Origin of the sequence: Sodalis sp. RH20 (assembly GCF_047324205.1) — a bacterium.
Lineage (GTDB): Bacteria > Pseudomonadota > Gammaproteobacteria > Enterobacterales > Enterobacteriaceae > Acerihabitans.
Map to the genome: position 1 here is coordinate 2,289,374 of NZ_CP178733.1, position 21,365 is coordinate 2,310,738.

Sequence of the window (21,365 nt, forward strand, 5' to 3'; positions counted from 1 at the left end):
TATGAAAATACAGCACATCCATTGCGCTCTCCCCCAGGGCCGCGATCAGCGCTGCGCCCAATGCGACGCGTTATTCATCCTGCCGGAATTAAGCCAATATCAGGATGCGTTCTGCCCGCGCTGCCGGGCAAAGGTGGCGGTGGGCAACGAGTGGGCCATTAACCGGCTGGCGGCCATGGCGGCGACCATGCTGCTGCTGATGCCGTTTGCCTACGCCGATGCACTGATTCGTGTGCGCCTGCTGGGAACCGCCATCAGCGCCAACCTGCTGCACGGCATCTGGCAGATGGCGATGCAGGGGGATCCCATCACCGCCAGCATGGTGGCCTTCTGCACCATCGGCGCGCCTTGCACGCTGGTGTTTTCCCTGCTGTACCTGTATTTCGGCCAACGGCTGGGCATGAACCTGCGCCCGGTGCTGCTGATGCTCAACCGGCTTAAAGAATGGGTGATGCTGGATATTTACCTGATAGGCATGGGGGTGGCGGCCATTAAGGTCAAGGATTATGCCGCCGTGACCACCGGCCTGGCGCTGCCGGCGTTTATCGCGCTGACGCTGTTAAGTATCATGACGCTGACGCATTTGAATATCGGCCAGTTATGGGAACGGTTTTATCCGCAGCCGGCGCGGCTGGCGTTTCGTACCAATACCGCGGCCCTCAGGGTTTGCCTGGCCTGTAATTTTACCGGCTTAGCCGATGTGCGCGGGCGCTGTCCGCGCTGTCACGTGCCCTTGCGCGCGAGGCGGCGCCACAGCCTGCAAAAATCCTGGTCGGCGCTGATTGCGGCGATGGTGCTGCTTATTCCCGCCAACCTGCTGCCGATTTCGATTATCTATATTAACGGCAGCCGCAACGAAAGCACCATCATGGCCGGCATCATTTCGCTGGCGGCGGACAATATCCCGGTGGCGGCCGTGGTGTTTATCGCCAGTATCCTGGTGCCGTTCATTAAAGTCGTGGTGCTGCTGACCTTATTAATCACGATTCATTTCAATGTCCGGCACGGCTTGAAAACACGTATTCGGTTATTACGTTTCGTGACCTGGATCGGGCGCTGGTCAATGCTGGATTTATTCGTTATCTCCATCACCATGTCGCTGGTGGATCGCGATCAGTTATTGGCCTTTACCATGGGACCGGCGGCGTTTTATTTTGGCGCCGCCGTTATTTTGACAATTCTTGCTGTCGAGTGGTTAGACAGCCGTTTGATATGGGATGCACATGCAACAAACGCCGACTACACCGACTAGCGCGGCCGTCAGGAATAAACGCCGCATATCGCCGTTCTGGCTGCTGCCTTTCATCGCCCTGCTGATTGCCGGCTGGCTGGTCTACAGCACCATCCAGGAACGCGGCTCCACCGTGACCATTGATTTTGTGTCCGCCGACGGTATTGTCGCCGGCCGCACCCCGGTACGCTATCAGGGCGTGGAAGTCGGCACCGTGCAAAATATCAAGCTGAGCGACGATTTGAAAAGCATCCGGGTCGAGGTCAGCATCAAGCGCGATATGCGCGACGCGTTGCGCAAAGGCACCCAGTTTTGGCTGGTGACCCCAAAGGCGTCGCTGGCAGGGATTTCGGGACTGGATGCGCTGGTCGGCGGTAATTATATCGGCATGATGCCGGGCAAAGGCGAAGAGGAAAATCATTTTATCGCCCTCGATACCCAGCCCAAGTACCGGGTGAATACCGGGGAACTGCTGGTGCATCTGCATGCGGATAACCTGGGTTCGCTTAATACCGGCTCGCTGGTGTATTACCGCAAGCTGCCGGTGGGAAAAGTCTATGACTACGATGTTTCCCGCGACCAAGGCGGCGTCAATATCGATGTATTGATTGACAGGCGCTTTACCGATCTGGTGAAAAAGGAAAGCCGCTTCTGGAACGTTTCCGGCCTGAAGGCCGATGTGGATTTCCATGGTGCCAAACTGGAGATGGAAAGCGTGGCGGCGCTGGTGAACGGCGCCATCGCCTTTGACTCCCCCGCCCAGGGCGAACAGGCCCGGTCCGACGACAATTATATCCTCTATCCCGACCTGTCCCACAGCCAGCGCGGCGTGATAATCACCCTCGACCTGCCTGATGGACAGAATCTCAGCGAGGGCCATACCCCGCTGCTATACCAAGGGCTGGAGGTGGGGACCCTGACCAAACTGACGCTGGGGAAAGATAAAAAAGTCACCGGCGAACTGACCATCAATCCGTCCATTGTCGATTTAATGCGCAGCGGCACTCGTATCGAAATGCATACGCCGCAGTTGTCGTTGAACAACACCAATCTCAGCAGCCTGCTTAGCGGCGTAACGCTGGAACTGGTGCCGGGCGGCGGCGAGCCGCAGCAGCATTTTACCCTGCTCGACAGCAATCATATGCTATTGCAGGAACCCGGCGTGCGCACCTTTAGCCTGACCGCGCCGCAAAGTTACGGCATCGACAGCGGCCAGCCGCTGACACTGCACGGCATCCCGGTCGGTAAAGTGGTGAGCCGCAAGCTGGTCGACAATCAGGTCGTGTTCGAGGCGGCGATCAAACCCGACTATGCGGATCTATTGCATAAAAACACCAAATTTATCGTTAACAGCCGGGTCGACGTGAAGTTCGGACTGGACGGCGTGCGGGTGCTCGGCACCAGCGCCCAGGAATGGCTGGACGGCGGCATCGTGGTCATTCCGGGCAACCAGGGGGCGCCGCTGGACCAGTATCCCCTTTATGGCAACCGGGAAATGGCGGAACAGGGTATTCAGGGCGACAAGCCCGCCCCGACGCTGACACTCACCGCCGATAGCCTGCCCGATATCCAGACCGGCTCCATTGTGATGTACCGCAAGTTCCAGGTGGGCGAAATCATCGACGTACGCCCGACGGCGAAAAGCTTCGATGTCGATGTCTATATCCATCCCCAGTATCGCAAATTACTGACGCCCAATAGTATTTTTTGGGCCGAGGGCGGCGCGCGCATGCAGATTAACGGCAGCGGCATTACCGTGCAGGCCTCGCCGCTCGACCGTGCGCTGAAAGGCGCCATCAGCTTCGATAACCTCGATGGCGCGGTGCTGGCGAAAGGCGCGCCGCGTAAACTGTATGGTTCGGAGAACGCCGCCCGCGCGGTAGGCAGCCAGATCGTCCTGCGCACCTATGATGCCAGTAAGCTGTCCCCGGGCATGCCCATCCGTTATCTGGGGATCGATATCGGCCAGTTGGAAACGTTAAAACTGTCCACCGAAAACAGCGAGGTTATGGCCCAGGCCGTGCTTTATCCGGAATATGTGCAAACCTTCGCCCGGGTGGGAACGCATTTTTCCGTGGTCACCCCGGAGATTTCCGCCGCCGGCGTCAATCATCTGGAAACGCTGCTGCAGCCCTATATCAACGTCGAGCCCGGCCGCGGCCAGGCGACGCGTAATTTCGAGCTGCAGCAGGCCACGATTACCGACTCACGTTACCTGGACGGCTTAAATGTCGTGGTCGACACTCCCGAGGCCGGCTCATTGCAAATCGGCACCCCGGTATTATACCGCGGCATCGAGGTGGGCACCGTAACCAATCTGTCGCTGGGTTCGCTGGCGGATCGGGTTTATGTCGCCCTGCGGATCAGTAAGCAATACCAGCATCTGGTGCGCAATAATTCGGTATTTTGGCTGGCATCCGGATATGATCTTAAATTCGGTCTCACCGGCGGCTCGGTAAAAAGCGGCACCTTCCAGCAGTTTATTCGCGGCGGCATTGCTTTCGCCACCCCGCCGACGACGCCGCTGGCGCCAAAAGCCGCCACCGGTAAGCATTTCGTCCTCAGCGAGGAAGAGCCTAAAGAATGGCATGAATGGGGCACCGCCATTCCTCCGCAGGGTTAAACAGCGCCGGTTGCGCTTGGAATAAGGTCAGAGTGCGCAAGAGACCGGAACGGGTGTGATGGGTAATAAGGCTAAAGGCGCCTTTACGATTATCCCGTCATACCCGCGCTTGCTGGTTTGCCCTCTTCCCATCGGGCGCGCGCTTTTAGCGTTTTGTGCGATCTTGGCTATGCTTAATACGTAGCTTGCCTCAGGAATGACCCTGGCGAGACAGCGTAGAAGGGCTAAAAATATGACCAAGACTACTGTCAAAATAGGAAGTTTCGAAGTCGACGACGCCGAACTCTCCGCCGGAGCGGATCGCAATGTCCAAAATCTCCTGCGCATTCCCTGTAAATCCGACCCCGATCTCTGCAAACAGCTTGACGGTTGGGATGAACATACCAGCATCCCCGCGATCCTCGACGGAAAAGAACAGGTGCTGTTCCGGCAACATTACGATCATGATAATGATGCCTGGATTATGCGCCTGGAATAATACGATCAACCCCGCTGCACGGGCGGGCTATTCCCGCCGGGATACACCGTCGCCAGGGTTATACCCCTTTGCCGACCACTATCCCTCCTTCGCTATTGTTGTGCCCCCGCTGCAGACCCAGGGCGTAGATGCGCGCCCCATTATCTGCCGCAGCTGGGCTATACTTCACGCTTACCAGAGATAAACCGGCAACAGGCCGGATGGCATTGTGTAAAGGGCTACCCGTCATGTATGCATTAATGATTTTTATCTGTTACCTGGGACAGGATTGTGAGGAAGTCTTCATTGGCGCCTATCGCAGCGAGACGCAATGTTTGTCGATCATGCGGGAACAGCGGTTGCGTTACGGCGGGTGTTATCCCATCGAACGGTTTATTGACGGCATCTGGCTGCCGGCCAGTGAATATGCCGATTTTTAAGCGGCAAAAAAAAAGTCAGCCCGAAGGCTGACGACTAAAGACAGTCAGGGAATATGTTACTGAGGGTTGAGTGCTATTCTACCGATCCCGGCCAACGCGGCAACCTATCGCTACGATAGCCGCGGGCGCCACGAACGGCCGCCTATGGGTATGTTTTATCAGCGCTACAGGAATACGTTATGATCAACAGTTTGGCTGAATTGGAACAGGTGCGCAGGGAATGTAAAAAAATGGTCACCCGCCGCGCCGGTTTATCCGCCGGAGCCGCGGTTATCCCCATCCCAGGTTTCGATATCGGCACCGATGTGTCGCTGCTGATGGCGCTGCTGCCGGCCATTAACGAGAAATTCGGCCTGTCGCCCACCCAGATTGAGCAATTGCATCCCAACCGCAAAAAATACACCCTGGTGGCGATCACCGGTATTGGCAGCCGGCTTATCGGCAGCACCGTCACCCGTGAGCTGGTAAAAATGGTGCTTAAACGAGTGGGTGTGCGGGTGGCCACCAAGTCGGTGGCCCGTTATGTGCCGATTATCGGCCAGGCCGCCGCCGCGGGATTGAGTTTCAGCGCCATGAAAGTCCTCGGCAACGCCCATATTGAGGATTGCTATGAGGTATTGAAACAGGTGCTGGAGACGCAGCCCGTGGAAAAGGCGGATTTTATCACACGGGTCAATACCCGTGTCGCCGGACCGGGCTCAGATAGACAGTAATGGCTTATGGTAACGTTTTACGATATTTGCCCACTCCATGCTGGCGACGGGCACATTTTCACCGGTAAACATGCTCTTCGCCTCGTTTACTGGTCCAATCAATTCATCGAGAACCACACCTATGCGACGCGAAGGGTGGATTTGTCCCTCTATCAAATAGGCGGTTGAGATACTTTTAACCCGGAAAAAACGATCGGGCTGGTAGATATGCTCGAGACCCACCATCTGATTATTATCGCCTCTGATTACCAAGGGTATCGCCTGCCGGGCGTTTTCAATTTTATAATACACAATGGCCTGCCTGCGTTGGTCGCCCGCCAATCCTTGCCGATCGGCGCTGGCGGTTATTAACCTGGCAAAATTATCCCCGGGCGCGACGGTCAGAAAGGTAGGATAATTGGTGACTATATCCCCTGGGGCGATGATATCCGCCCAGGGAATGCTCTCGGTTGCCGGATACTGTCCCACCGCCAGATAGCTTCCCTCTTGCCTGGGAAAAGGGTGTTGCAGAGCACCGGTTAAATCCTCGTAAAGTAACCGGTCCGTCTGCGCCCACCTCTCCAGCGGTACCTGATGCCACAGATTTTCATTGATGCTGCTTTTGGCGCGCGAAAAACCCGTCAGATCCAACAGCAGGTTATTGTATTTATATATTTTTATGCCATTGGCCTCCAACGACCACAAATGCAATGCGATGGTCTGGCTTACCGACAGGGTTTGATAGACAGCCTGATATTGCGCGTAATCCAGGGGAGCCTGGGTAAGGGGAATACCCATTTCAGGGAACAATAGCGCTTCGCTTCCCGGATCGCCATAACGCGAGATATGCGCCGTACACTCCACGCCATAAAGAGAATGAGTCACCAGGGTATCGACGCTGGCCTGTTGGTTCCAGAGTCTTGCCGCCCGGCCCGCGCCACGGCCGCTCAGACCGGTATGCAGAATATTTTTTAAGCGCGTCGCCGCCGCTACGGGCACGGCCTCTAACCTGTTACCTTGCGCCAGAATATATTTTATCCCGAAGCGGTCGCCGGTTTGCGGATTGATCCTGACATAGACCGGCTGGCCAAGATAACGATCACCCCCCAGCCTGACGATCGGGATATCACGCTCGAATCCCGCCAGGCGCCCGGTTTCAAAATGTTCGATACCGGCGGGCAGCGCGTCGCTCAGCGCACTGCCGTCCAGTTTCAGCATCAGCTTTTCCATGGTCGGGCTATGGCCGCGCAGTAATTTGGCGGCAAGACGTACCTGCAGCACTGACGCTTTACCCAGCATGCCCGCCATTTCAATACCGGGGTCTAAAGACCGGGCCAAAGCCAGCAGCATGCTGGTCAATGCCTTGCGGTCAAGCTCTTCGGCCAAGGTGGCCATGGCCACGTTGGCAAAGGATCGCAACCCCGCGCCCAAGGCTATTTTCAGGCTATTTCCACCTGCGAAGCCGGCCATCCCCACACGCATTGAGGCCAGGCCGCCCATCCCCGCTTTTGTCAGTATCCGTGATGACAACGCTGCGGATTGCCCCGCCAGTGGGATGAAATTCAGGCCGTCCACAACGCAGGAGATTAGGGCCTCCTCCTGCCGGTGCGGGTTCCATTCGACACAATGATAAAATGGAATAAACGACAGCAGGAAACGTCTGAATGCTTCATGCGTGGTTTCCTCATATCCCCGGGTATAGAGCTGTGCGGCCAGTTTTTTTCTATGCTGCTTCACCAGTCTTTCGCTAACCGCGGCCAACGTTTCTTCAGGGGTTTTATAGAGGCCTTGCGCATTTTCACCGGCGTAGATATTAAGCCGATAATTTTTATCCCCCCCGGCCAGATTTTTTTTCATCAAAGAATAATAATTTTGCTTATCACGATCGATGCGTCTGATCCAATAGCCCGATTCATCGCGCCCCAACGCAAAAATCCGTTCCTCGCCGTTGCTGGCGGCCAGCAAAAGTTCGATGCCCGGCAAAAGCGGCACAGCAGGTTTCGCCCCGACGATAAAATATTCTACCGGCAGGCCGGTCTGGGGATTAAGCTCGGAAAAATCCGCTCCCGCCCGGCGGATTGTCGACATGGTGAAAAATTGCAGCTCCGGCGCCGGCAGCGACGTGACGGCATCCAGGATCAGCAAACGGTCGATAATGGCGAATTTATCGGCAATATCCTGGTTTTGCGCCGCGAAAATCTTATTAAGGTCAGGAAGATTCTCCAAAGACTTAGCGCTCTGGCGGCTGGCGGCCCCGGGCGGACAGGCGTAGCCGCCGGGATAGCTTTTGTAAACGGCCACCCTGCGCGCAGATTCATCCTTCGTCTGGCCGCCACAATGTTTTGTTAAGAGGTCCCCGGCCAGCTCCGTGCGCGACTTATATCCACTTATAGCGTCGCCGAACTGTTTAAACGGATTAACCGCTTTTTCCCTGGCTTTGCCGGATGAAAAAAAAAGCATCAGCGCATCTTGTTGGGTAGCAGCCGCGCGCACATCAATCCTACGGGCGGCATCCCTGTCTTCATCCAGCCTGGCGCTCAGATAGTGCATCAGCGCGGGGAACGTAAAAAGATCAATCAGACCGGCGGACAGCGATCCCATCATCATCAGCGCCGATAATGTGCAGCCGATTTCGATGACTTCGGCCGCCGCCATATCGCCGATGTCCACCGTGCTTTTAGCGGCAAAAGTAAGTCCGATATGCAGATAACACCAGTCCAGCGTGCCGAATACAAGCGCATGCGGGGGGATATCCTCCCGGAAAAAAAATAATGTCGGCAGGACCGGCGCAACAATATGATCGATAAGGTAACGATAACAGGGTGATTCACCGGTTGCCGCCGAACCGGCCGAAGCCGCCCCGTCGCCATTGAATAAGGCAAGCATGCTGTTAATGACGCCGCGACCGGCCTCCATATTTAAACCTGCTGAACCAAAGGCCGGATCCCGTGCCCCGGACGCCAGGAGACCCAGCATCTTCCGGGCCATGAAGCTTTCGATATCCGCCCCGAATATATTTTCCGCCATCCAGTCACTCACCACCTTGCTCATGGCGTTTCTGGTCAGCCTTTCACCCGGAGAAGCGCCGTAGAGACCGGAATCCAGCAACAAAACATAGGCGATCCTGGCCCTTCCATCGGGTGTGGCGATAAGAAAACGCGCCGTTTGGGCCACGAGATTCATTGCCGGAGGGAGTTGAGGGTTGCCGGTAGCCATGGCATGCCCTGAAAGCTTATCCAGTAACCTGGCTATATTTTCATTTTGCCGCCTCAAGTCGATGATAGGTTTATTATTCGACCAGCCCTTATTACGCTGTTCAATATACCGTGCCGCACGGATATCCTCCGCAGTATGAGGATCCGGCCCTTCTCCGGTCAGAGGTAAATCACGCCGCACCCTGGTTTCGGTATATTCCGGCGACACATCGGTTGCCTGGGGCATTTTATACCCCGCCAGCGCGTTTTTCCCCGCGGCATCCTCCGGCGGCGCGCCGGATGATTGATGCGGGCGCGCCAGCAAACCATAGGCATAAAGCAGTCTCGCGCCGATGTTTTTCACAGAGTTATTTGCGTACGCTGCGGGCGGCGCGACCCATAAGCTGGAATCATTACGCGCGAAATCTAATACGCCGAAAAGCATTTCGGCACTTTGCCGCTGGCGGGAGGTGATGTCATTGGACAATAATAATTGATTAATAGCCGGCTGATTTGCTTGTCGATGAACTGTGAATAATCCCATTCGATTTCCTTATTAAATAAACAGCATGCCTTTTGAAGTTATTAACAAGTGATATATCTAGAATGTAATATTGTGCATTACGTGCTCGCCGGTGCGATAAGTCGCCGTATCGCTAGCGCTGGGTTATGGGAAATACCTGACATTAAGCCGACCCCTTTAAACATTGGTTACAATAAACGTAAAATAGCGTTAAGCCTGTTCGGCTCGGGGTTAAGGCGCGCCAGGCAGGTCAAAATGAATGGTTTTGCCGGTAAAAAGATTTTTGGCGGCGGCCACTGGCTGGCTAATTTCTCGCAACACTACCGCCACACGTTTGGCCGGATACATCTCACCACCGACCAATGTTACGCTGCTAACACTTTCTACGCGGAAAAACGACCGCGGCGCATAGAGATATTCCTGCTCGGTGACGACGGTACTGGCTATGGGATAAGGCAGCGGAAGGCACGTGGCACCGTCTTTGATTTTATAATAAATCAATGTCTGTACCTGATTTTCCGCCGCTTCTTCGGCGGTCTGTTCGGTAAACAAGCGTGCATAGGTATCCTGCGAGGAGACGCTCATCAATGCCGGAAAATTAGTCACAATTTCGCCCGGCCCCAGACTGTCGCCCCAGGGATTAACCTGATTGGCTTGGTACTCAGCCACGCGCAAATATTCACCGGCCTGGCGAGGCAGCGGGCTGGCAATCGCGTCCAGCAAGCCCATAAATACCATTTTCTCCGCATGATCCCAGCGTGATACCGGATGGTTTTGATGCAGATGAACATTGATTTCGGCGTTGATCGGGGACAGCCCTATTTGCGCCAGATTTTTTTGTCCATCGTGATAACGGGTTTTATCGCCTTCTATCAGGCTCCATACCCGCATGGCCAGTTTTTGGTTGTTAGGCAGGGCGTTAAACATCTCGATATAGGCCTTGCGTTCCAACGGCGTTTGCTGCAATGGGATGCCATGCTCGGGAAACAGGATGGTCTCAGCCTCGCGGGAGCCATAGCTTTCAATTTGAAGATATTGCGGATTAGGATACTGCGGCAATGACATCACGATTAAATCATCATAGCTGAGCTGCGTATTCCACACTCTTGCCGCCCTGCCGCTCCCTTTACCGCCTAGCCCTTCCTGCAATATATTTTTAAGGTTCACCGCCGCTTTTTTCGGTACCCTAACCAGTTCATTCTTGCGCGTCAGCGTATATTTTATGCCGCTCGCCTCCCCCGACCGGGAATCAACCAGGAGATAAATGGTTTTGCGCCGGTAAGTATCGCCGTTTAACGGGATGATGGGGAAATAGCGCTGGGTTCCTTTCAACCGTGCGGTTTTATAAACAACGGGCTTTACCGCGTTACCGCCGGCATGTGCGAGCACGTCTAGTTTTGGCAGGATGGGCGCAATGTCTGGCATAAACCCGGCGACGGTTTTTAACGCGACAACAAGCCGCCGGTTCACTGCCGCCCCGGCATGGAACATGACCTCCACCATGGCGGGATCGGCAAAGCGGGCTAAGTCCACCGCCAGGCTGATAAGCGCCTTTTGGCTCAGTTCGCCGGCGGCGGGCACCATGGCGTGGCGGACAAAATGTCGGGCACCGGCGGTTAACGCTTCGGTCAGGGACATCCTGGCCGCATAACTGGCCAGGCTGATACGCACCGCTCCGGCGGTCCCTATGCCGCCCTTCAGGGCCATACGGGAAACCAACGATCCCGCCTTACCCAGTAATGGCATCAGGCTGAAAACATCAAACAGGCAGGGAACTACCGCTTCCCTCGACTGGGCGATAATTCCGGAAATACAATCATGCAACGGTACTAAAGACGTTATCCCCTGCAGCACCTTTTCCTGAGTGGTGGCGTCGTAACCGCCTTTATCCAGTTGCAGTCGCAGATCATCCTGCGCCAGCCTGGACAAACTCAGAATTAAATCATCCAGTTGTTGCCCTATTTTTTTTAATATCGCGGCCTCGCTGGCGCCCGCGATGATTTTCAGGACATAATCCTGGTCTTTACGCGGCGTGATGTCATCCAGTAACGCATAATAATGACGCGGGTCGCGGTCGATGCGTTTTAAGCCGTAGGAAGTATCGCGTCGGTCAAGCGCAAAAATGTGTTCATCAGCGCCAGTAGTGGAGAACAATACCGCGCTTGCCGATAATGGAATGATATAAGTACTACGTGGAATGGTATGCGCTCCCAACACGCCTCGATATTGGTCATAAGCGGAAAAATGCGCGCTAGCCACCTTAACGGTGTTATTTTTAAGCAGTTGCAAATCCGTTGGGGACAGCGTGGCAAAGGCTTCCGCCAGCGTCAGCACGTCCACCGCGCGGAAACAGTCGACGATATGTTGATTTTGTTTACGAAACAGCTCATTAATATCAGGCAATAACTCAATGAGAGGATTAGCACCCGCGCTATTTTTTAAACAGCTATACTCATCGTGATTATTTTTATAGCTCTCCACATCAACGGCGTAATGACCGGTAGCCTCAGGCGCGCAGCGCTGATGTAAAATATCTTCGGCTAATTGGGTACGGGTGCGATAACCCCGCATGGCCTCGCTGAATTGGTTGAATGGATTATTACGTTCCTTTAGCAACCGGCTATCGTCGAAGAACTGCTCCACCGCCAGCCGCCTGACGGCGGGGTCGTCCATAACATACCTATCGTTTACCGGTTTGCCGTCAACAGTTTTATTTACCAGGAAATAAATGCAGGCGGGACGGATGAAAAAGCGGATCAGGCCGGGCGAAACCGTATCGGAAAGCAGCATGGCCTCCAGGGCTAAGCCTAAGGATGACAGCGCCTGTCTAGACCATTGCCCCACGTCAAGATGCATTTCCTGAGCAAATTGCGTGCCTGCGTGCAGGTAGACCCAATCAATATCCCCGATATCATTCATCTTTCCGGCGGCATTATCCGCCGGCAAGTCAAGCGTGGGCATAACAGGCACGATGATGTGGCTGAAAATATACTTGACCGAGGCCACCGTCAGGGTTTTAAACATCGCAAAATGCTGATCAATCTTACGGTTTAATCCAGCAATATCAATCGCACGACGGGGTTTTTCGCCATATTTCCCCGCCCCGGCATTAAGAATAATCTGCGCGATAAAATTATCCACCGTACCGTTGAGCACATTGCCGGCAACCCAGCTTTTTACCTGCCTCAATTGATAGTCAACGCTGAGATTTTCCCCCGGTTGGGCGCCAAACTCACCGGTATTACGCAATAATACCCGGGTTAATCCCGCTAAGCATTCTCCGGGCAGTGGCAGGCAATCGATCACCCGGTTTATCAGTGATTCTATTTGCGCGCCATCGTCCTTTCCCTGCCGGGAGACGACCTGCAAATAATTGGCGACATTTTCATTTTGTTTCGCCAGCGACGGCCTGTGTGCGGCTTTACGGCCCGCCGGCTGGCATTTGCCGCCAGGAAAAGATACCGCGCCGGTGTCTGTGCGGGCGGGGACGGCTAAGGTTGTAACAGACATTGCGTTGGCATCCACAGGATAATGAGCAGTGCTGTTCATCCTGTCCGGACGCGATAAGGCGTCATGATAGGCTCCCGGCACGGCGATAAACCGAGATGCGCTAGAGGCGTTACCATCAACCCTAGGGGTATCAGGCAGCATAGAGTGAGACAAGTACAAATAACGCAGCAGGTTATGCCCCAGCGTGGATTTGGATTTGCTGGGTCGGATGAACTGGTGGGCCGGTACTGGGTCGGTATTATTCAAAGATTTGATGGCGCTGAATAATTTCTTGGTTTCTACAATACCTTCATTGGTGGTTTCATTTTTTAGCAATTCATTTAACGATGTAATTGTTTCGGCGTTATTAGATATATACATATTAATCCTGAATAATGAGGAAAAATAGAAGAATGGCCATTATCACATAACTATTGGCGCTCATTAGAAATATCACACAAGCCAGTATTACAATAGTTATTCACCGAGACATAAAGCCATTTTGTCTATTTTTATAATCACTCAGTTTATTTTAATAATTATATATTCATCAAACAAATTGCATCAGCACCCTGGGAATTAACCCTTCACTTTATTCCGTTGTCCAGGCGTGCCTGAGCCGGGGAAATTCCGATCAACCACAAGCACGCCGCCTGTCCGCCTTAGCAGGCTTAATAGGGATGACGTGGCAAATTAACCTCGTGCCGGGCATCACGGCGCAATAGGAATTAAGTACCGATCGCGGGCGGCTAGCGGTAGATTGTGGCATGCCGCTTAAGTCCGCGCAGGAGGTGTTTCGCCTGGCATAGCGCGGTGTTTTAGTCAGCAGCTTCGTTACGCTGGTTAAAGTGCGAGAGCAATCGCGTTTTGGCACGCCGGATTTCATCGGCGTCGGCATACATGACCGGTATGCTCTCCTGTGCGCGGTAATTTTCGGCGCCGATTTTGCTTATCAGAGTTATGGTTAATAACTCACCGTTACTGGTTTTCTCGGTGGTAAATTCCACTGTTTTATCCTAAGTCGCGTTATTTTGTCTTGCCCATTATAGCACCGCTGTTTGGTAATACCGCACAGGTTCCCGTCTTACATTCACCCAACGGCTCAGCGGCAGCGCCGGAGAAGGTCGTTAAGGGATGCGGCGCGCCCGTTCAAAACCGGGTAATGAAGCGGGTCAATCCTTACGGACGGTCATCATCATGCCATATGCCGGTGCGTAATGTCGCCGCAGAAAACTCCACATTGCGCCCGCGCCAGGGCAATGCCTGTCGCATACGCCAGGCGCTGACCAGTTTAAAACACCAGTAGCGCTCCGCGCCCTGTACATTCTCGCCGCTTGCCAACTGCCAGACGATCCGGGTTTCTCCCTGCAGATGCAAAATATCCCCCTGGGCAAAATCGATAAATACCAGCGCCGCGCGCGGTTGCGCCAGTAAATTACCCAGCGTGTTCATATAACGGTTGCCGCGAAAATCCGGGATCCACAGCGTTTCGTCGTCCAGATAAATAAATCCCGGCTTGCCGCCGCGATGTGAGATGTCCACCCCGCCCTCCGCCAGCTCAACGTGTGCGGCGCTGGCGACAAAGCAGGTATCGGCCTGCGCGATAAGGGTTCTGGCATCCTGGTCCAGAGCGCCGAGGCGCTCGATGGGGAAAAGGCGCGCGGGCGCGGGGTACAGCTCGCGTCGCTGGATATATTGCGGGCAATTGCCGAAGCTCTGGCGCGCAATAATCTCAATGCGGTTTTTATCCGTGCGCCCGACGAAACCGTTAACACGATTGCGGCGGCGATTGCTGAAATCCAGCCCAAGCGCGCCGACTGGCCGGCCGGTTTGCAGCGCGGCCTGGGCGGGATCGTCCAACCGGCGCGGAGAACTGATACGCAAATGCGTAGCGTCCGGCGCGCGCACGAACCCTTTCGGACCGCTAAATACCGTGGCAACCGGCCAGTCATGATCATCAAGCGTCGCGACAAACAGGTATGGCAGCGCGGCAAAAAATTCGCGGTGTTGCTCGGGCATGGTGGAATAAATGCCGCCGCTGACGGCGGCAAAGCCGGCCAGCGCCTGGGCGCGCAATTCGTCGGGATGAAACATGCTCACTCCTCCTGGGCGGTTTGCGGCAGCGGCAGCGACGGCATGGCGAAGAAACCTGGCAGCGCGGCGATGCGGGTGATCCAACGTCGGATTGCCGGATAGGGCGCCAGCGAAATGCCGCCTTCCGGCGCCGCGGCCACGTAGCTGTAGCAGGCCAAATCGCCGATGGTGGGCTGGTCGGTGGCCAAAAACGCCCGTTTAGCCAGATGTCGTTCCATCTGCGGTAGAAAACGCCCGCTGATGGCCAGCGCCGCCGGATAATCCTCAGGCGCGGCAAATTGCACCACCATCCGGCTGGAGCCGGGACCATAGCGTACTTCCCCGGCGGCCCTGGACAACCATACCTGTACCTGCGCCGCCGCCAGGGCCTCCTCGGGCAACCAGTGGCTGCCCGGCGCGTAGCGTTTTACCAGGTACACCATAATGGCATTGCTGTCTGTCAGGATCTTATCCCCATCAATCAATACCGGAATCTGGCCAACCGGATTCAGGCGCTGGAAATCGACGGTGCGCCGTAGGGCGGCCGGGGCGTCGATAACATCATAAGAAAGCTTAAGCATACCTAGCAGCAAGGCCACGCGATGGCAGTGCCCGGAATGCGGGGTAGCGTAAAGTTGCAACGTTGGCATAAATACCTCCTGATGTGGTCTCTCCAGAATACTCTTGCGTTATGTGGAAAGAATGCGGGAATATGGCAATTGATAATTTCATTTATCGGAATAATTTATGGACCGGTTAGATGAACTGACTATTTTTGTGGCGGTAATCCAGCACGGCAGTCTGGCCGGCGCGGCCCGTAAGCTGCACCGCTCCGCACCGGCGATAACCCGTGCCATTGCCGCGCTGGAGCAACGGTTCGGCGCCAGATTGGTGGAGCGCACCACGCGGCGGCTGGCGCCGACCGAGGCCGGCCTGCGGCTGGCGGAGCGCGCCCGCGCGCTGTTGAACGATTACCAGGACGCGGTAATGGATACCGCGGAAATTCAGCTCACCGGTTTGCTGCGCATCACCTCTCCGGTACAGTTCGGCCGCCGGCATGTGGCGCCGGTGGTACTGTCCTTTCTTGAACGTTATCCGCATATCCAGATTGAGATGCTGCTGAACGACCGTAATCTCGATATGATCGATGAAGGGCTTGATGTGGCGATACGCATCGGCCATTTGCAGGATTCATCCAAAGTCGCGCGCAGGCTGGGCGAAGTCACACGGGTGATTGTAGCCAGCCCGGCGTATCTGGCCCGGTGCGGGGAGCCACGGGAACCTGGGCAGTTGGCCGATCACGACACTATCGTCGGCACCCTACGCCCCGTTTTGCGTGAATGGCGCTTCGGCCCGCATGAAAATAGCGACCGGGTAAGGTTAGCGCCGCGCCTGCTGCTCAATGATATAGAAACACAGCTGCTGGCGGCGCGCGCCGGTAAGGGCATTACCCGGCTGCTGTCTTACCAGGTGGCGGACGACCTGGCTGCCGGTACCCTGGTCCGGTTGCTGGCTGGATATGAACCTTTGCCGCTGCCGGTCCAGCTGGTGGCGAATAATGTGCAGCGCATGCCGCCAAAAGTCCGTGCGTTTTGGGATTATGCTTATCAGCAGCTCAGCCAATTGGGACCGATACAGCCGCAGGGAATGTAACCGCCGCCCCCCAGGCTGACAGATGATGCGGATCACGCCAGGCGGAAATGCGCATCAAAAAGGGGCCTACTTATGCAGACTGGCCGCAAACCTCGGCCAGTGCCATTTCCTCTGGTTCAATCATAGGGGATGCGCTTTAATTCCTTCACTCTCTCCTCGTTAAGTTTAGTGACGCATTCATTAGTAAAAACCTTATACGGATTACTATTTTTCTCGGCAACATGGGCCACCAGCTTGCAGTGATTCTCCCGGTAATTTAGCCAATCCCGCTGCGCCGCTAAAAATACGGCCTGGTATTCTTTTTTTACCTGCGCTTCGTTGGCGAAAACGTCGCGGATGCGTTTTTTCGCTGCGGCATATTCTCGGTTAAGCGCTTTCTCGGCGGCCACACGGTTATCCAACGCACAGATATATACCTCAGAATCGCTGTTTTTCTTCGAACAATCAGCCGCCGCATGCGCTGCCCCGCTTAAGCATGTGAAACAAACGATCGTTCCCATTACACATTTTCGTTCCATTTCAACCTCGATATTACTGATATTTCCTGAGGTAATTCGCGCGCTGGCGACCCTTTTCATAAACCTTTAGCTGATCGTTAGTTTCAATGAAATGAATTAAAGCTTTAATATCATTACCCATACAGGCTTTCATTGTTCTTTCGAAGCCCAGGCCCTGATATACAAAATCGACGGCGATGTCTCTGATAGCCGGTTTCAGCGCCTCCCAGGCGGTTCTTGCGGGGAAGCGCGCCGTTTTATATTCATAAATCGCTTTGGCCCGCAAAACATATGCCGGGTATACTATCTCGAACAAGCGAGCCTGCGCCTCGCGGCTAATAACGCCGCATTCTTTTTTATGTTTGAGTACAAATTGCTGCGCGGACACCCCCTGAAGCAAATTGGCACGCGAGATTATTTCTGCCCGGTCGGCGGGAATGCCCGCACGGATTAACTCTGCAAAAATCGTTTTCTTGTTGCGGCCGCCCATATCGTAGCCGCGGCCCAGGGTCACACCGGAAACACCCTGGGGCCAATGCAGCTGCCGGCTAAAATAGAGACTGGAGGGATCATCATTGCCTTCGGCGTCAAATGTCACCTGCCCGGCGCTGACCGTCAGGCGCCCAGAATCAGCATGTCCGCTTTCCTGGCCTGTCGCTGTTGGCGAGTCAGGTGAACGACCCGCGGATAATTCTTTTAGCGTTTTGCCGGTTGAAGTGATCATCCCGTCAGGATGAGGGGGAGACGTGGTCTGAAAACGCTTCATCGCCCGGATGGTTTCATGATTGCAAGCGCCATCATTCCTGATTGAAAACCCGTTGGCTTGCAGCAGAGTTTGCACTGCCGCCACTTCTGCCGGATTATTCACTCCCCCATGACCAACGGACCCTGATATACGCATCATCACCTCCATTTGACTGCTGCAATTATCGGATTTAGTTCCAATGTACTTAATGGCCGTGGCAGATACATCCCTAAATGTATTTTTCTACAAACCCGTTTCAGAAGCATTGATGAATAAACCGAATTTTTATATTTCCCCGGTTAATGTCCATCATCAATAATTCCGTTAATATTCACATGAATTACGGATCATTTAAAAACATGGTTACAGATTTCATGGCGACGTTGTTTATTGCGTCTTATTCACTATCATCGCGCGGAAGAAGACAACGGGGCTACGAGCAATACTGGCAGCGCCAGGTCCTTTGACCCAACCGTGCCTGAATCCCTGCGCTGCCCATGATCAAGCGCGGCTGTGGTGGAAAAAAGTCAACGCCGTCGCTGCCTAGAGAGGGTTGAATGCCAGAACCCTCAAGGCAGTTTGGCGAGCCGCACGGTTTATCCCGCAAACAAAATAAATTCGAGCGGCCCCACTATGCCAACATGGGCAACACTGTTTTACTATGCCGCGGGTTGATTCGGTGTATTAATATTTTGGTCGCAGGCTGCCTGCCGCAAGACAACATCCCGTAAGACCTGACTATTTTTTATACATAAAGTATAAATATTTCCCTTAAGTCGCATATTTGCCACTAATAAAATTATTTAATGAATTACTATGCACTCAAAATAAAAATCCGACAAAAAATTTTAATTTACAAGGGCTATGTGTGACTTTAATTTTTAATAAAAAATAGAAATATAAATCGGAAGGGTTAGCATCTGATTTGTATGATAATTATACGAAAAAAAAATTATAATTACACGATTTTATAGGGGAAATTAATTTTAATGCAAATTTCCCCTCGCAATAGGGCTATACTTAAAACATTAAGAAACATAATCATTACTCACTTTACATATGAACTTCATATGGGATGAGGAAAAGGAATCTTGAACGCTAAAACACCATCATTGCGCTAAATCGTCATACTACTAAAACGGTCACCTGTCAGCTCGCGCCACGGACACCTGCGTGAGAGCTGAGTTATGCGGTAAGCGTTGTTTTACGAAGAATGAAACAACCCTCAATAACGCCATGGCCCTGTGCTACGCCAAGCGCTGGCGTGTATTATACAAACAGTTGTTGCTGATAAATAGGATCATTGTGATTTTAAGGAGACAACAGAATGGATAGCAAAGAAATTTGTAAACATATTCATGATTTTAACTTCTCTTATTTATACCTGGCGCAACTCCTGATAAATCAGGACAAGGCCCTGGCAATGTTCCGCCTGGGTATTGATGACGCCATGGCTGATACGCTGAAAAATTTGCTGCCCTCCCAGATGACCAAATTATCGGAAGCCAGCCAGCTGTTATGCTTGTTTCGTTTCGATGAGCCTCAAACCATCAGATTGTTAACATGGGATTCCCGGGTGGACGACCTGCAACAACTTCATACGGGTATTTTACTGTCTGGGTCGTTAATAAAACATACAAGCGCAAAAATAATACCGTTGCCCCATAAAAAAGTACATCCATAATGAGCAAAAGCATTGTCCAGGAAGCAAAAGATATCCAGATAGCCATAGCACTTATTACCCTGGGCGCCAGGCTACAAATGCTCGAATGTGAAACGCAGATAAGCCGCGCAAGATTAGTCAACTTATATAAAGAGTTGCGCGGTAACTCGCCGCCCAAAGGGATGCTGCCATTTTCTACCGACTGGTATATGACATGGGAGCAGAATATGCACTCATCCACATTTTATAATATATTTCAGGTATTAAAGAAAAACGGTGACGCCGGCGATCTCGTGACAATTATCCAGGCTTACGGTTTATATCTTGAACAATGCCCGCTGTTGGATAATGAACCACCGCTTCTGAGCATAACCCGAGCCTGGATTTTGGTACGATTTATGAATAGCGGCATGCTGCAATTAACGTCGTGTAATCATTGCCATGGCAAATTTATTACCTATGCCCATCATCCAATTAATGGATTTGTCTGCAGCTTTTGTCAACCACCGTCGCGTGCGGTAAGAAAACGGCAAAGCATTTCGGCCTTGCCGATGGTACAGTACTAAATGCGTGCCAAATCGTCACATTCAATCATTCTTAATGAGAAGCATAAAGGCTATTTTAAATGGCCTTTTCCTTCTCTTCATAAAATCAAACAGGCCGGTCATTTCCCTTCAGGCCATTGTTATATATGTTAAGCTGTTAAATGCCGTTGATATTGACGTCATGTGAATTTTCAGGATTGGTTGCAGAAGATTCCGCGTCTATCAGGCTTAAAACACCAGGCTATTTATATTATGGGTGCATATCTCCTGCATCGGCCTCATGCACCCTTTCATTCACTGCCGTTTACAGCAATCCATACCCGTTTGCCAAGCCGTCTCGCCCCCCTTTACCGATCCCAGTTTGTCATCAATATCCAGCCTCCGGTTCCGTTTGATTGCTGAAGACGACTGAAACTGATAAACCACGTCGCTTCTTTCCATAAAAAAAGATCGAACACTCTTCACGCTGTTAAAAAAACTATAAATACAGTAAGTTAAATAGATCAATTGAAAAGGTGTCTACAAAATGGCTACCGTAAATCATGACGATGGCCGCCTTGCCTATACTCAACATTATTGAGGATGCCAAGGTTGTTCAGGCGGACGGTACGAATTATTATCTATGACACGCTTCTCCCAAACTAACTTGCCGAACCTAGTAACTCCCCTCCCGTAACATGCTCTGTACGTGATGATTCATAGGTAAGCGGATGACGAACTCGCCTTGCCGTTCGACATTGACCTGACGATGCTGACTGCCGTGCCCATCATACTGATTTGGCAATATAGGGAACCGTTATGGAACCATTGAGTCACGCTCTGTCATTATACAGCCTCACACATGTTTCTCTTTTTGCATTATTAGCGGGTTGTTTTTGCAGGCTAATCTTGTCGGCCGGGCCGTCGGGTCCGGCTATTTTTTGACACCCAGGCAGGTTCCGTTTGCGGTGTTCTTCCATCAGCGAGTGACGGGCCGGCAGAATGCCGCAGGTGACCCACCCGGATTACGTGAAGCTGTTTTCAGCGTAGGGCAACAGTGATCCTACCCAGCAATAACGGACACAGCCCTAAGCGAGAATCTTTCGTTCCTATTGTTCCGGGCTTAGCCAACCATTGGCACTGTGCCGACGGTATCGGCCAGTGGCAACGCTTGCTTGCGAAATTCGGGTGTGTATTAATTACGTGGCTTATTTTTAACAGCTGTCGATTTCGTCATGGATCACCTCCGTCAATGAGTTTACCCCACTTAACAGCGTGTCCGTCAAATCTGGGTAGGATCAGTTTAGACCGGATATCAGTTTTCGGACAAATGTCGGGCAACTTCGGATGTTCAAATCTTATTCATATAAATCAATGACATAAAAAAAGAGCGAATACTATTCACGTTGATGAAAATACAATAAATACAATAAGTTAAATAGATTATATCAAGAAGTGTCTACAAAATGGCTACCGTAAATCATGACGGTGGCCGCCTTGCCTACACTCAACGGCAAATCAGCAACTAGGCGGTCAAATATCGCGGTTACCAACAGTGAAA

General features: G+C 52.9%; 15 protein-coding genes. 8 read left to right on the forward strand and 7 right to left on the reverse strand.

What is annotated here, in order from left to right; translation table 11 throughout:
* The first annotated feature begins 1 nt into the window (after position 1).
* The 5 genes from yebS to ACL2XM_RS10600 all read left to right on the forward strand — a co-directional run bounded on the left by yebS (position 2) and on the right by ACL2XM_RS10600 (position 5,464).
* Entirely contained in the window at positions 2-1,252 is a 1,251-nt protein-coding gene (gene yebS, locus ACL2XM_RS10580; protein WP_410015308.1) for a membrane integrity lipid transport subunit YebS, read from the forward strand.
* On the forward strand, positions 1,224-3,854 hold the full coding sequence (locus ACL2XM_RS10585; protein WP_410015309.1) for an MlaD family protein: 2,631 nt from the start codon (positions 1,224-1,226) through the stop codon (positions 3,852-3,854). Before yebS ends, ACL2XM_RS10585 begins: the two co-directional genes overlap by 29 nt.
* A 232-nt stretch (positions 3,855-4,086) precedes the next feature.
* The gene (locus ACL2XM_RS10590; protein WP_410015310.1) at positions 4,087-4,332 is read left to right on the forward strand and encodes a DUF1480 family protein; all 246 of its coding nucleotides are present in this window, start codon (positions 4,087-4,089) and stop codon (positions 4,330-4,332) included.
* Between the two features lie 227 nt (positions 4,333-4,559).
* Positions 4,560-4,751 carry a YebW family protein gene (locus ACL2XM_RS10595; RefSeq protein ID WP_410015311.1) on the forward strand — a complete coding sequence of 64 codons (192 nt, stop codon included), beginning with the start codon at positions 4,560-4,562 and terminating at the stop codon, positions 4,749-4,751.
* Between the two features lie 179 nt (positions 4,752-4,930).
* A complete protein-coding gene (locus ACL2XM_RS10600) occupies positions 4,931-5,464 on the forward strand; it encodes a hypothetical protein (protein WP_413722755.1) in 534 nt (177 codons plus the stop codon).
* Here the strand turns inward: ACL2XM_RS10600 and ACL2XM_RS10605 are convergent.
* The 5 genes from ACL2XM_RS10605 to ACL2XM_RS10625 form a co-directional block, all read right to left on the reverse strand.
* The gene (locus ACL2XM_RS10605) at positions 5,450-9,001 is read right to left on the reverse strand and encodes a hypothetical protein (protein WP_413732858.1); all 3,552 of its coding nucleotides are present in this window, start codon (positions 8,999-9,001) and stop codon (positions 5,450-5,452) included. The two genes, ACL2XM_RS10600 and ACL2XM_RS10605, sit on opposite strands and share 15 nt — an antisense overlap.
* Before the next feature lie 390 nt (positions 9,002-9,391).
* Entirely contained in the window at positions 9,392-12,670 is a 3,279-nt protein-coding gene (locus tag ACL2XM_RS10610; protein ID WP_413732859.1) for a hypothetical protein, read from the reverse strand.
* A 797-nt stretch (positions 12,671-13,467) separates the two neighbouring features.
* Positions 13,468-13,656, reverse strand: coding sequence for a hypothetical protein (locus tag ACL2XM_RS10615; RefSeq protein ID WP_410015315.1), 189 nt, complete (start codon positions 13,654-13,656; stop codon positions 13,468-13,470).
* Between the two features lie 172 nt (positions 13,657-13,828).
* Complete coding sequence (locus ACL2XM_RS10620; RefSeq protein ID WP_413732860.1) at positions 13,829-14,743, reverse strand: pyridoxamine 5'-phosphate oxidase family protein; 915 nt, start codon at positions 14,741-14,743, stop codon at positions 13,829-13,831.
* Between the two features lie 2 nt (positions 14,744-14,745).
* Positions 14,746-15,372, reverse strand: a complete 627-nt coding sequence (locus tag ACL2XM_RS10625; protein WP_413732861.1) for a glutathione S-transferase — start codon at positions 15,370-15,372, stop codon at positions 14,746-14,748.
* A gap of 97 nt (positions 15,373-15,469) precedes the next feature.
* On the opposite strand from ACL2XM_RS10625, the gene ACL2XM_RS10630 reads away from it, so the two are divergent.
* The gene (locus ACL2XM_RS10630) at positions 15,470-16,375 is read left to right on the forward strand and encodes a LysR family transcriptional regulator (protein WP_413722750.1); all 906 of its coding nucleotides are present in this window, start codon (positions 15,470-15,472) and stop codon (positions 16,373-16,375) included.
* Between the two features lie 116 nt (positions 16,376-16,491).
* Here the strand turns inward: ACL2XM_RS10630 and ACL2XM_RS10635 are convergent, their stop codons facing one another.
* Both ACL2XM_RS10635 and ACL2XM_RS10640 read right to left on the reverse strand, forming a co-directional pair.
* Entirely contained in the window at positions 16,492-16,875 is a 384-nt protein-coding gene (locus ACL2XM_RS10635; protein ID WP_413732862.1) for a lysozyme inhibitor LprI family protein, read from the reverse strand.
* 31 nt (positions 16,876-16,906) lie between these two features.
* Positions 16,907-17,785, reverse strand: a complete 879-nt coding sequence (locus ACL2XM_RS10640; protein ID WP_413732863.1) for a hypothetical protein — start codon at positions 17,783-17,785, stop codon at positions 16,907-16,909.
* A 1,159-nt stretch (positions 17,786-18,944) separates the two neighbouring features.
* On the opposite strand from ACL2XM_RS10640, the gene flhD reads away from it, so the two are divergent.
* Positions 18,945-19,301 carry a flagellar transcriptional regulator FlhD gene (gene flhD / locus ACL2XM_RS10645; RefSeq protein ID WP_410015321.1) on the forward strand — a complete coding sequence of 119 codons (357 nt, stop codon included), beginning with the start codon at positions 18,945-18,947 and terminating at the stop codon, positions 19,299-19,301.
* A complete protein-coding gene (gene flhC, locus ACL2XM_RS10650; RefSeq protein WP_413733216.1) occupies positions 19,298-19,846 on the forward strand; it encodes a flagellar transcriptional regulator FlhC in 549 nt (182 codons plus the stop codon). Before flhD ends, flhC begins: the two co-directional genes overlap by 4 nt.
* Positions 19,847-21,365 lie beyond the last annotated feature (1,519 nt).